Source organism: Streptomyces sp. NPDC006385 (genome assembly GCF_040612485.1).
Lineage (GTDB): Bacteria > Actinomycetota > Actinomycetes > Streptomycetales > Streptomycetaceae > Streptomyces.
Genome location: NZ_JBEXQG010000005.1, coordinates 71,753 through 83,426, shown reverse-complemented (window position 1 = coordinate 83,426; position 11,674 = coordinate 71,753). Strand labels below are relative to the sequence as shown.

Sequence of the window (11,674 nt, the reverse complement as noted above, 5' to 3'; positions counted from 1 at the left end):
CAGGGGCTGGCGACGATGGACGGTTACGGCAGGCAGCCGGGCACGACCGTGATGGTCGTGGGCGACGTATCGGCCAACCGCTATGCCATGGGCGCCGTGCTGCGCCGCGCGGGCCACGAGGTCGTGCCCGTCGCGACCGCGGGCCAGGCGCTGAGCGAACTCGACGTGCGGCTGCGCGCGGGCGCCCTGCCCGACGTGGCCCTCGTCGACGTGGGGCTGCCGGACATGAACGGCTTCGAGCTGTGCCGCCGGGTCAAGTCCCGGCCGTCCACGGCCGCGCTGCCCGTCGTCCACTTCTCCGCCAGGGCCGTGGAGGCGGGGGACCGGTGCCGGGGTCTGGACGCGGGCGCCGAGGCATATCTGACGGTGCCGGCCGAGCCGAGCGAGATCCAGGCCGTCGTACGGGCCGCCGTCCGCGGGGCGCGCCGGCGCACCGCGGCCGAGACGCTCGCCCACCGGCTGACGCTGCTGTCCGAGGCGATCGTCGACGTGCAGACCGCACGCTGCCTGGGGGAGCTGGCCGACGCGGCCGCCGCCGGTGCGGCCCGGCTCACCGGCACCCCCGCCGTCGTGTTCGTGATCGGCCCGGACGGCGGACCGCACTGGGGCAGCTCCCCGCACCCGCCCCCGGGGCGCGGGGTCGCCCGCGCGGCGGGGACCCCCACCGCCCTGCCCGACGCGGGGCTGCCCGGGACCGGCCTGCCCGGCACGGCCCCGCACGTGGCGGCGGCACGGCTGATCACGCGGCTCGCCAAGGGCCGGCCCGGACGGGGCGGCGCGCACAGCACCGTCGTGCCCGCCGCGCTGTGGCCCGCCGGCTTGTTCCGCCCCGGCGTCCAGGAGGACGCCGGCCGGGTGCTGGCGTTCTCCGAGGCGGGCCGCACCCCCGTGTGTGTGGCCACACCGGTGTGCCACGCCGACGACGGCCTCCTCGCCCGGCTCGCGCAGGCCACCGCGCTCGCCGCCGAACCCCTGCTGATGTACCAGGCCGAGCGGCATGTCGCCCTCACCCTGCAGCACAGCTTCCTGCCCCAGCCGTACCGTCTGCCCTCGCTGCCCGGCGTGGAGGTCGTCGTCCGGTATGTGCCCGCGTCCCGGCAGGCCGAGATCGGCGGCGACTTCTACGCCGCCCTGCGCACCCCGGACGGTGTGCTCACCGCGGTCGGGGACGTCGTCGGGCACTCGCTGGACGCGGCCACCGTCATGGTCGAGATCCGGCACGCGCTGCGCGCCTACTGCGTCGAGGAGAGCGACCCGGGCGCGCTGGCCGAACGGCTCGACCGGATGCTCCAGCACTACCACCCCGACGTCACCGCCACGGTCTGCCTGGCCCTGGTCGACCCGGGGACCGGACGCACCCGCATCGCCGACGCGGGCCACATCCCGCCGCTGGTCGTGCGGGACGAGGGCGACGCCGAGTACGTCGACGTGGACGGTCCGCTGCTCGGGCTCGGCCTCGACCGGCCCGAGCCGAGCGAGCTGGTCCTGACCGGCAAGGAGCGTCTCCTCATGGTCACCGACGGGCTCATCGAGAGCCGCGGCATCGACCTCGACACCTCCATGGAGCAGCTGCGCACGGCCGCCGCCGACGCCCCGCCCGGGGTGGACGAGCTGTGCGACACCCTGCTGGGCTGCTTCGGGCACAACCAGGAGGACGACATCGCGATGCTGGCGCTGCGGTTAGGGTGAGCCCTGTCGCCGTAGAACAGGAGTGCTCATGCCGCAGATCACCGTCGACTACTCCGCCCCGCTCGCCGAGGGCTTCGACCGGCGCGGCTTCGCGCTCGCCCTGCATGACGCGGTGGTCGAGATCGCGGCCGCGAAGTACGAGGCGTGCAAGACGCAGTTCCGGCCCGGCGAGGACACGACCGTCGGGCGGGACGCGGAGGGCCACGCCATCGTCCATGTCACCCTGGGTCTGCTGGCGGGACGCACGGACGAGACCAAGGCACGCCTGACCGAGGCCGTACTGGAGTTGCTGCGCACCCATGTGAAGCCCGCGGACGGCACCGCGCTGCACGCGTCCGCCGAGGTGCGGGACCTTGATCCGTCGTACCGGAAGTTCGACGCCTGAGCCTCAGGACGCCAGCGAGATCAGCCGGCCGACCAGGTCACTGAAGGGACCGTCGGCCGGCTCGTCCTTCAGCATGCGGCGCAGCAGCGCGCCCATCTCGTCGTCGTAGGCGGCGCTGACGGCGGCCAGCGCGGCGAAGTCGTGCACGAGCTGCTTCTCCAGCTCGGCACGCGGGATGCGCCGGCCGTCCAGCCAGATCAGTGCCGTCGACTCGGCGAGCGAGATCCAGGAGCGGACGACCAGTTCCAGTCGCGCGGGCGGGTTCTCCACCCGCAGATGCGAAAGGATCTGGACATACGCGGCCTGCCGTACGGAGTCGATGAGCGCGTTCGTCGCGGTCGAGCCGACCGCCGGGCCGCCCCGCATCAGCGCCGAGAAACCGGGGCCGTGCTCGTCGACGAAGTCGAAGAACCGGCGCATCACCCGCAGCAGCCGCGTCCCCAGCGGGCCGTCGTGGGGCTCGACGAAACGGCCCGCCAGGTCCTCCGAGGCACGCTTCAACGCGGCCTCGTACAGGCTGAGTTTGCCGGGGAAGTAGTGGTAGACCAGGGGGCGCGAAATGCCCGCGGCCGACGCTATCTCGTCGATGGAGACCTCATCGGGCGAGCGCTGGCTGAACAGTTCGAGGGCGACGCCGATCAACTGCTGGCGCCGCTCCTCGACTCCCATTCTTCGCCGTACCCCGGTAGTCATGCGAACACCTTACCGATCGATTCCGGCCCCGAACGGACCCGGACCGGTCAGCGGCGTTCACATGTCCAGAACGAGTCGATCACCTCGCGCCCGCGACACACAGATCAGCATCGAGTCGCCCCGCTCCGCGTCCGTCAGCAGCTCGTCCCGGTGCTCCACCTCGCCCTCCAGCACCCGCTGTTGGCAGGTCCCGCAGAAACCCTGCTCGCAGGAGTACGCGGTGTCCGGCAGCTGGGCACGTACCGCCGCCAGGACGGTCGAGTCCTCCGGCACGGTCAACGTCCGCCCGCTGCGCCGGAGTTCCACCTCGAAGGCGCCGCCTCCCGAGGCGCGGGGCGCGAACCGCTCCAGGTGGACGCCCGGGAACCGCTCCTCCACCGAGGCCATCAGCCCTTCCGGCCCACAGCAGTAGACGGCGGCACCGCCGGGTACGTCCGCCAGGAGCCCGTCGAGATCCGGCAGCCCCTCGACGACGGTCACCCGGTCCTCGCCGAGCTTCTCGACCTCCGCCACGAACGGCATCGAGGCGCGGTCGCGTCCGCAGTACAGCAACCGCCACTCGACGCCGTCGGGCAGCGCCCGCAGCATCGGCAGGACCGGGGTGATCCCGATGCCGCCCGCGACGAACACGTACGACTCGGCCTCGACCAGCGGGAAGCGGTTCCGCGGCCCGCGCACCTCCAGCTCCATCCCCTCCCGCACCTGCTCGTGCACCTCCCGTGAGCCGCCCCGGCCGTCCGGGACCAGCCTGGTGGCCACGGTGTACGACGAGGTGTCCGCGGGGTCGCCGCACAGCGAGTACTGCCGCACCAGCCCCGACGGCAGCACGAGGTCGAGATGCGCACCGGGCTCCCAGCGCGGCAGGTCGTGCCCCTCCAGCCGCAGTCGTACGACCCCCTCGGCGACCGGCTCGCGCGAGGTCACCAGCAGCCGTAGCGCCCGCGAGCGCGGCCGTCCGGAGATCGGCTCCTCCAGGGCGGGCATCGGCCACAGGGGCGACGCCTTTATCCGGCGCCGCATCGCCCGCCGGGCGAGCAGGGCGGCACCGGCGACGACCGTCACGGTCCGCAGCTTCGGCATCAGGCGGCACCCTTCTCCGACTTCTCCGCCGCCGTCGCGGCGGGGGAGGAGGCCAGATAGGCGACGGCCTGTTCGGTGGAGCCCTCCTGGGAGGGGTGGTAGGCGCGGCTCAGGTAGCGCGGGACGGACCTGAGCATGTCCCCGGTCGCGGGGAGCGTGCCGCGCCTGCCGCGCACGTAGAAGTCCTTGAAGGTCGCCTTGCCGTCGACGAGCGTCGGGTCGTTCTCCATGAAGAAACGCGCCCCGCGCTGCCACAGGAACACCAGTGCCGTGAAGGCCGTGGCCCACGTCCGCACGCGCCGCCGATAGCTCCCGTCGACGTGCGTGAACAGGTCGAAGGCGACCGACCGGTGCTCGACCTCCTCGGCACCGTGCCAGCGCAGCAGGTCCAGCATGGTCGGGTCGGCACCGCGCCGGTCCAGCTCCTCGGCGTTCAGCACCCAGTCGCCGAGGAAGGCGGTGTAGTGCTCGATGGCCGCGATGAGCGCCACCCGCTCCATCAGCCACCAGCGGCGCGCCCGGCCCGGCGGCAGGGTGCGGTCGCCCAGCAGCTTCTCGAACAGCCAGTCCACCTGCGCGGTGTACGGCGTCGGATCGAGGCCCTTTTCCCGCAGATGCGGCAGCACCTCGTCATGGGCCTGGGAGTGCATCGCCTCCTGCCCGATGAACCCGAGGACGTCCTCGCGCAGCCGCTCGTCCCGGATGTACGGCAGCACCTGCTTGTAGACGTGCACGAACCACCGCTCACCGGCGGGCAGGAGCAGATGCAGCACGTTGATGGTGTGGGTCGTGAACGGATCCCCGGGCACCCAGTGCAACGGGGTGCCGTCCCAGGAGAAGGACACCTTGCGGGCCTTGAGGGGCACCCGCTCCCGCGTATGCGACATGGCGTCAATGTACTGACGGGTAGCCCGCGGGTGAACCCCTGTGCGCGACCTTGTTTACATGACTGTCAGCAAGGCGTTCCTCGCCGTGCCGCCGATCTCACCCGAGCCCGTTGATCGAGCGTCCGCTCTCCAGCGTGCCCTTGAGCTCGGCCTGGGCGCCCTGATTGGCCCGTACGGTCAAGAGGCTGCCCTGGGAGGTGCCCTGGACTCCGCCCGTGGCCCGGATCGACTCCGTGTCCCGGGCGCCCGCCGCCAGCAGGTACCAGTCGCCCGGCTGCGCCTTCCACAGCACGCCGGCCAGCACATGCGGATCCCGCGCCCCGCATGCCGACACGTTCTGCGCCTTCGCCACCACCGCCGCCTGCGTCGTGCCCGGCGTCCGGAACTGGGCCAGCACCCGCTCGCCGCCGCCCCGCCAGGTCTCGGCACGCGTGCACACCCAGTCCCCCGTGCCGGTCCCGTCGGGCAGCGGATGCCGGGCGTACGTCCAGGCGTTGACCGTGCGCACGCCCGCGGAGCGCAGCGAGCCCAGCGAGCAGGAGTACGGCGCCCAGGCGCGCAGCGCCGCCGGTCCGGACACGTCCGCGACCGCACCGGGACGGCCCGTCGTCAGGCGGGCCGGGACCAGTTCGGCCAGGTCGGTCAGCAGGCGGGTGCCGGTGCTGTCGGTGACCTGAAGGGCGTTCCAGGACGTGCAGGTGCCGGACCGCTGGGTGGCGGGGCTCGCCATGGGTGAGGTGACGCCGTCGGTCATGGTCAGGCCCATCGCCCCGGTCCGCGGCTTCAGCAGGTCCCGCTCGGCCGCCTTCTTCACCCACGGCGCCATCAGATAGCGGACGTTGCCGTCGGCCCGGCTCAGCACCACCGCGCTCGCCTCGGTCCTGGTCGCGCCGTCGACCCGGGAGAAGTCCAGGGCGGCGCCGGCCGTGCCGTCCTTCGGCTCGGCGTAACGGGCGATGCGCAGGCCGTCGTAGAGGATCACCACGCGGGCGTTGTCGACGTTGCCCGCGTACAGCAGTTGGGGCGCCCCGGGCGGGCCGCCCGACGGAGTGCCGGGGGTCGCCGAGACCGCGACCGTCTCGCCGGGGCGGGCCCACACCGCGAGGGCGCGGCGCAGCAGGGCCGAGTCGTCGGTGAGGTCGCCGCGCGCCGGCCACACCGAGAAGTCGGTGCGCGCGGCGGACTGCCAGGCCAGCGCGGGGACCTTCGTCAACTGGGCCGGGTCGAGGGCGGCCTCGGCCGCCGGGTTCTGCGCGTACGGGGGCGCGGCCGGACCGTCCGGGCTCCAGCCCTCGCCGGGCAGGCCGAGCAGCGCCCCGCACACCAGGAGGGCGGCCCCGGCGGCGAGCGCGGCCTTGGCGTGCTGCCTGCGCCGCATCAGGTCGGTGGGCCGGGCGTGCAGCGAGCAGGGGTCGAACTCCGGGGAGTCGAGCAGCGCGTACCGCGCCTCGACCGTGTCCGCCTCCTCCAGCGCGTCGTCCACGTCCTCGACGCCGGCCGCCGACAGCACTTCGCGTACGTCGTCGTCCGGGAGCTTCTCCAGGCCGCGCAGGACGTAGGCGGCCCGCGCCGGGCCGGACAGCGCCGACAGCCGCTGGTCCAGGGCGAGTTCGTCGGCGCCGCCCGACGTGGGGAAGAGGCGCAGGCCCCAGACCTGGGGCAGCACGGGCGGCAGTTGGGAGCGCCTGGGCCAGGCGAGGCGCTTGAGCGGCCGGCCCGCCTCCAGCGCCGTACGCAGGACGCGCAGGCGCAGGAAGGCGTATCCCAGGTCGCCTTCACGGCCGGTCTGCTGGGCCGGGATCACGGGTGCCGTGGTCGCCCGGCCGCGGGGCAGCGCGCGCTGGGTGAGGGAGTGCGCGGTCACCACGCGCCGGTTGCGGCCGAGGCTCGGCGGCAGCACCAGGTAGGCGAGCCGGACCAGACGCGGGTAGTGCTCGACGAGCGCGGCCTCGGCCCGCTCGACGTCGACGACCGGGTCGGCCGGGGCGGGGGCGGGGCGCGGGGCGACATCCTGTGACTGCACGTTCAGCAGAACGAGCGAATCGTCGGTTGGTCACCGTCACCCGGAGCCCCCGGACGCGTTCTCCGGGGCCCGACTCAGCCCTCGGGCTCCACCAGCGCTCGGGCGTAGTTCGCCATGGAGCGCTGGTAGCGCGGCAGATGCGGCGCCAGGGCGCCCAGGACCAGGGACAGGCCCTCGCGGTCCCGCCCGAGGCTCGACAGGCACAGGGCGAGCGTCGCCCGTACCGCGTCGTCGAGCTCGTCGGAGGGCGCGTCCAGCTCCGGGGTCAGCAGCTTGACGCCCTCCTCCGCCCGGCCGATGTTCCTCAGCGAGCTGGACATCTGGATCCTGGCCCGCCGGCCCCTGTAGCCGGTCAGCCCTCGGTCGAGAGCCTCCTGGTACAGCGGTACCGCCTTGTCGGAGTGCCCGGTGGAGTCCCAGGCGCACGCCTGCTCGAAGGGGCCCAGCGGGCTGTCGTCGGGCAGTTCGGCGACGAGGGCGTCGATCACCGCCCGGAAGTCCGCCCCTTCGTCCTCGGCGTAGTCGTCGAAGGCCGCCCACGCGGCGGTGACGCGATCTTCCCAGTCCCGGTTCACCGGCTCACCCTCGCACAGGCGTATCAGGGAGCGCACCGGTATTTTGAGCGCTCCGGGCGCCGCAGCCGTATCGAACACGAGGGCCCCTCGCCGGGGCCCCGTACGGCATGTCGCCGGAAGGGACCGGAGGAACAGATGAGGTTGACCCGACCGAGGCTCGCGCTGGCCGGCACGGCCGCGGTGTTCGCGCTGGCGGGCTGCGGCTCCGGCGGTGGTGAGGAGGCCGACGTGCCCAAGACGGCGACCGGCAGCCTGGAGTCTCTGGCAGCCAGGGCGAAGTGCGACCCGAACATGCAGACCGACGCCGACGAGATCCGCCAGGCCATCTGCAGAACCGGCAAGGAGAAGTACATCCTCGCCACCTTCGCCACCGACCGCGGCCAGCGGGAGTGGATCAACACCGCCAAGGACTACGGCGGCTATTACCTCGTGGGCCGCAAGTGGGTCGCCGTCGGTCATGAGAGCGTGGTGACGGCGCTGCGGGGCGAGCTGGGCGGGGACATAGAGATAGGGACCGACCACTCCGGTCACTCGGACGGCCACACTGCCGACCACAAGAGCTGACCACACAGACCCGGGGCACGCGAAAGCCGGCGGTGGGAGATCCACCGCCGGCTCTCGCATGCCCGCCCGCCTAGGGCGTCACTGGCAGTCCTGGCCGGAGTTGATGCACTCGACCACCTGGTTCATCAGGTCCTCGTCCATGACGTTGATGAAGTCGTTGTGGTCGGTGATCGGCTTGTGCAGCTGCTCCGGGAAGCCGTCCACGGCGTACGGGTTCTGCACCTGACCGTTCTCGACGGTCGGGGCGGGTACGTCGTACACCAGGCGGATCTGGAGCTGCGGGATGGCCTGGAAGCCGTTCGCGCAGCTGCCGTCGGCCTGGACGAACGCCACGTGGTCACGGTGGTTGGCGCTGTCGATGTTCTGTCCGTCCCAGCAGCTCTGGAAGTTGGACGTGCGCACCACCTGGCTGCCCTCGGGGCAGATCACGTACTTGTCCGTCACCTGCCTGTCCTCGAAGCCGGTGCAGCTGAACGAGGTGTTGGCGTTGGCGAGACCGTTGGTGAAGGCCTTGGCGTCACCGGTGATGATGCGCAGGAACTTCGGCATCGCCACGACGTCGCCCTGCTTGTTGCCGACGAACTTGATCTCCGCCTGGCTGGCCTCCAGGATCGTGCCGACGTTGCCCTCGGCGCCACCGCCGGCCTGATCGGCGTCGAACTCGTCGGAGCCGTCCTGGAGCCGGAGCACCGGCCAGTAGTAGGTGGACTTGTCCGCCGGGTTCTGGCACGAGGTGTCCGCGTTGGCGAGGTCCTCGTCGCTGGAGAAGGCGTCGTTGTCCTGGTTGCCGACGTAGTCGTGCGTGTGGTGGGCGCCGTTGTCCACACCCGGGGCGACGATCAGGTTGTCGGTGTTGAACAGGTCGTTGCCGTTGGTACCGCACTCCGTGGTGAAGGAGCCGGTGGAGCCGGTGTCCCCGTTCGCCGCCAGACCGTTCGGCAGGTTGCGGGAGTTGGGCTGGACGTCCTCGATGTTGACGAAGTCGGCAGCCACCGGGCCGTTGCCGGCCTGGCCGCCGTTGCCCTCGGGCACCGGATCCAGGCCGTTGTCCTGGCCCTGGTCCTGACCCTGGTCCTGGCCGTTGTCCTGACCGTTGTCCTGACCGTCGTTGTTCTGGTCCTGGCCGTCGTTGTTCTGCCCGCCGTCACCGTTGCCGTCGTTCGTCTCCGGCTGTTCGGCCGGGACGCCCTGGCACTCGGCGAGGTCCTGCAGACTCCCCGGAGCCTCGCCGCCCACGCGGTTGATGTTGATGCGGATCCGGTCCAGAGTGGCGACCCGCTTGGACTTCAGCGGGCCGAGGATGGCGTTGTTGACGAAGCCCGGGTCACCTGCCTGCGCCTGACGCGTGTCCGCGAGGCGCGCGTAGGCGTCCGTGATCTGCTTGTCGAGCAGCGCCAGCTCCTTGGCGACGCCGTTGCGCGCGCTCTGCGGAACGTCCGTCAGCTGCTGGCCGACGTCCGGGCAGTTGATGGTCGCGACCTGGGCGTTCGCGGACCTCGTCCGGTTCCACCCAGAGTTGTCGTCCTCGTGAGCCGAAGCATAGAAGTTGGCCCAGACAAGCCCGCCCCCACCGAGCGCTAGGGCCGCCGATGCGGCAATGGCCTTGGTGGCCAGCGGCGTACGGCGTTTTCTTGTGTTGCGTCCCATGGAACTCCTCTGACTTCCTTTTTCGGGGCATCGAGGCGCCCGACAGGAGTGAAGCGGCTCCTTCTCATACGGAGCGCGTCCCAGGGGTGTTCAGCCGTCCCGGAAATTGTCGGCGGATTCGTGAGGACGCCGTGTCCTCAACCGCCCCGGAAACACCGGCAGTTGTTGATCCCGCACGGCGGGTGAATGGGCTGGTCCGTTTTCACCGGCCGTGGTCGAGATACGCGAGAACCGCCAGCACGCGACGGTTGTCGTCGTCCGACACCTCCAGGCCGAGTTTGGCGAAGATGTTGGCGGTGTGCTTGGCGATCGCCCGCTCCGTGACGACCAGCCGGTCGGCGATCGCCGCGTTCGACCGCCCCTGCGCCATCAGCTCCAGCACCTCCGTCTCGCGGGGCGTGAGCCGGGCCAGCGGCTGGTCGTCGGCCGCGCGCCGGGTCAGCAACTGCTGGATCACCTGCGGGTCCATCGCCGTGCCGCCGGCCGCGACCCGTCGTACCGCGTCCACGAACTGGTCCGCGTCGAACACCCGGTCCTTCAGCAGGTACCCCACCGCGCCACTGCCGTCGGCGAGCAGCTCACGCGCGTACAGCTGCTCCACGTGCTGGGAGAGGACGAGCACCGGAAGCCCCGGCTTCCTGCGGCGGGCCTGAAGCGCGCACTGCAACCCCTCGTCGGTGTTCGTCGGCGGCAGCCGGACGTCGACGACGGCGACGTCCGGCTCCAGCTCGGCCAGTGCCCGGGTCAGCTCGGGGCCGGTCTCCACGGCGGCCGCGATCTCGAAGTCGTAGGCCTGAAGAAGCCGGACGAGTCCGTCGCGCAGGAGGAACAGGTCTTCGGCTAGGACAACGCGCAAGGAATCTCCATGGTGACCATGGTGGGGCCGCCCGCGGGACTGCTGACGGCCAGGACGCCGTCGAATGTACCCAGTCGCCGCTCGACTCCGGACAGTCCGGAGCCGGCCCCGATCACCGCGCCGCCCCTGCCGTTGTCGGTGACGGTGACGCGCAGCATGTCGTCCCTGTGGTGCAGGTCGATCCAGATCCGGTCGGCGTCCGCGTGTTTGACCGCGTTGGTGAGCACCTCGCTGACCGCGAAGTACGCCGCCGACTCCACGGGCTCCTCCGCACGCCCGGGCAGCTCCGCGTTCACCTCGGTGGTGACCGGCAGGCGCAGCGCCAACGCCCTGACCGCGTCCCCGAGTCCGCGCTCGGCGAGCACGGGCGGGTGGATGCCGCGCACGAGGTCGCGCAGCTCGGCGAGCGCGTCGGCGGAGGACTTGCGGGCCTGCGCGAGCAGTTGCCTGGCCTGCTCGGGGTCCTTGTCGAGCAGCATCTCGATGGTGCCCAGGTCCATTCCCATCGCGACCAGGCGGGCCTGTGCCCCGTCGTGCAGGTCGCGTTCGATACGGCGCAGTTCGGCGGCGGAGGTGTCGACGGCGTCCCGTCGGGTCTCGGTCAACACCCTTACCCGCTCGGCCAGTTCGCCCTGATGGGAGCCGAGGACCGCCCGGGTGAGCCGGAAGTGGGTCAGAAGGAGGCGTGGGGTGTAGAAGTGGGCGAACACGAGCAGTACGGCGGCCAGGGCGCCGGCGCCGAGCGCGGACGCCTGTCCGGTGACCGGCACGAAGCCGTACCAGTAGGTGCCGCCGGCTGAGTCCGTGAACACCCGCCACAGCCCGGCCGCGATGGCGAACCCCTCCAGCGGGTAGAACAGCAGTACGGCCGGCAGCAGCGCGGTGAGGAACCCGGCCGTCATGTCGACCGGCAGCCACCTGAGGTCCCGCCAGGTCGCCGGATCGCGCAGCATCCCGAAGGTGCGCGTCCACGGATTGGCGACCCATGGCGACGGCAACGGCCGGTACGCCGACGGGATCCGCACCCCGCCCCACTCGGCGGCGAGGACTCTCCGCCAGTTCGCGAACGCCCTGACGCCGTTCAGCACATACGGCGTCGTGACGAGGCCGACGCCGATCGGGATGAGCGCGAGGGACACGAGGGAGAGGGTGAAGCACAGGACGGCCCCCGGCAGGGACACCAGTGCCAGCGCCAGCCCCCGCAGTGCGGCGAGCCCCATGCCCCGTGCCCTCGAACCGCCCCCGCTTTTCCTGTCGTTGGTCATGGCGTCAGTC

11 protein-coding genes are annotated in these 11,674 nt (G+C 71.8%); 3 read left to right on the top strand and 8 right to left on the bottom strand.

The genetic code is table 11. The annotated features are described in order from the left end of the window. Nucleotides 1-15: 15 nt before the first annotated feature. Together ABZ078_RS05345 and ABZ078_RS05340 are read left to right on the top strand one after the other, a co-directional pair. Nucleotides 16-1,689, top strand: a complete 1,674-nt coding sequence (locus ABZ078_RS05345; RefSeq protein ID WP_356571846.1) for a fused response regulator/phosphatase — start codon at nt 16-18, stop codon at nt 1,687-1,689. A gap of 28 nt (nt 1,690-1,717) precedes the next feature. Next, nucleotides 1,718-2,074, top strand: coding sequence for a 5-carboxymethyl-2-hydroxymuconate Delta-isomerase (locus ABZ078_RS05340; protein ID WP_356571844.1), 357 nt, complete (start codon nt 1,718-1,720; stop codon nt 2,072-2,074). A 3-nt stretch (nt 2,075-2,077) separates the two neighbouring features. Here the strand turns inward: ABZ078_RS05340 and ABZ078_RS05335 are convergent, their stop codons facing one another. The 5 genes from ABZ078_RS05335 to ABZ078_RS05315 all read right to left on the bottom strand — a co-directional run bounded on the left by ABZ078_RS05335 (nt 2,078) and on the right by ABZ078_RS05315 (nt 7,350). Next, the gene (locus tag ABZ078_RS05335) at nt 2,078-2,767 is read right to left on the bottom strand and encodes a TetR/AcrR family transcriptional regulator (RefSeq protein WP_356571842.1); all 690 of its coding nucleotides are present in this window, start codon (nt 2,765-2,767) and stop codon (nt 2,078-2,080) included. 57 nt (nt 2,768-2,824) lie between these two features. Further along, nucleotides 2,825-3,847 (bottom strand): PDR/VanB family oxidoreductase, encoded by a 1,023-nt coding sequence (locus ABZ078_RS05330; protein ID WP_356571840.1) that lies wholly within the window; start codon nt 3,845-3,847, stop codon nt 2,825-2,827. After that, nucleotides 3,847-4,734, bottom strand: coding sequence for a metal-dependent hydrolase (locus ABZ078_RS05325; protein ID WP_356571838.1), 888 nt, complete (start codon nt 4,732-4,734; stop codon nt 3,847-3,849). Before ABZ078_RS05325 ends, ABZ078_RS05330 begins: the two co-directional genes overlap by 1 nt. Nucleotides 4,735-4,831: 97 nt before the next feature. Further along, nucleotides 4,832-6,757 carry a hypothetical protein gene (locus tag ABZ078_RS05320; RefSeq protein WP_356571836.1) on the bottom strand — a complete coding sequence of 642 codons (1,926 nt, stop codon included), beginning with the start codon at nt 6,755-6,757 and terminating at the stop codon, nt 4,832-4,834. Between the two features lie 74 nt (nt 6,758-6,831). Continuing rightward, nucleotides 6,832-7,350: a tetratricopeptide repeat protein gene (locus tag ABZ078_RS05315; protein WP_356572090.1), complete on the bottom strand. Its 519-nt coding sequence runs from the start codon at nt 7,348-7,350 to the stop codon at nt 6,832-6,834. A gap of 117 nt (nt 7,351-7,467) precedes the next feature. Here ABZ078_RS05315 and ABZ078_RS05310 point away from each other — a divergent pair, with 117 nt between their 5' ends. Further along, the gene (locus ABZ078_RS05310; protein WP_356571834.1) at nt 7,468-7,896 is read left to right on the top strand and encodes a hypothetical protein; all 429 of its coding nucleotides are present in this window, start codon (nt 7,468-7,470) and stop codon (nt 7,894-7,896) included. 78 nt (nt 7,897-7,974) lie between these two features. On the opposite strand, the gene ABZ078_RS05305 is transcribed toward ABZ078_RS05310, so the two are convergent. From ABZ078_RS05305 to ABZ078_RS05295, 3 genes are all read right to left on the bottom strand, one after another. Continuing rightward, nucleotides 7,975-9,543, bottom strand: coding sequence for a DUF1996 domain-containing protein (locus ABZ078_RS05305; RefSeq protein WP_356571832.1), 1,569 nt, complete (start codon nt 9,541-9,543; stop codon nt 7,975-7,977). A gap of 202 nt (nt 9,544-9,745) precedes the next feature. Next, nucleotides 9,746-10,399: a response regulator transcription factor gene (locus ABZ078_RS05300; RefSeq protein WP_356571830.1), complete on the bottom strand. Its 654-nt coding sequence runs from the start codon at nt 10,397-10,399 to the stop codon at nt 9,746-9,748. After that, nucleotides 10,384-11,664, bottom strand: coding sequence for a sensor histidine kinase (locus tag ABZ078_RS05295; RefSeq protein WP_356571828.1), 1,281 nt, complete (start codon nt 11,662-11,664; stop codon nt 10,384-10,386). Before ABZ078_RS05295 ends, ABZ078_RS05300 begins: the two co-directional genes overlap by 16 nt. Between the last annotated feature and the right edge of the window lie 10 nt (nt 11,665-11,674).